1 protein-coding gene is annotated in these 241 nt (G+C 41.1%); it reads left to right on the top strand.

All coding sequences use genetic code 11. The features are described 5' to 3' along the window. Positions 1 to 241, top strand: a 241-nt coding sequence (locus AAEY78_RS14755) for a methionine adenosyltransferase domain-containing protein (RefSeq protein ID WP_352340222.1), incomplete at both ends; no start/stop codon positions are given.

Here is a 241-nt window from a genome sequence, read left to right as displayed (position 1 = left end):
ACGTTATGTAGCTAAAAATATCGTTGCAGCTGGTCTAGCTGACCGTTGTGAGCTACAAGTGTCATATGCTATTGGTGTTGCAGAGCCAACGTCTATTAGTATTGAAACATTCGGTACCGGTAAAGTATCAGAAGAAGTATTGATTAAATTAATACGTCAACACTTCGAATTACGTCCATACGGCTTAACAGCAATGCTAGATTTGGCACGCCCAATCTATCAGCAAACTGCTGCTTATGGC

The sequence above is a fragment of the Psychrobacter sp. 16-MNA-CIBAN-0192 genome, from assembly GCF_040309565.1.
Classification (GTDB): domain Bacteria; phylum Pseudomonadota; class Gammaproteobacteria; order Pseudomonadales; family Moraxellaceae; genus Psychrobacter.
The sequence above is the reverse complement of the archived record's forward strand: the minus strand, read 5'-3'. Positions and strand labels throughout refer to the sequence as shown.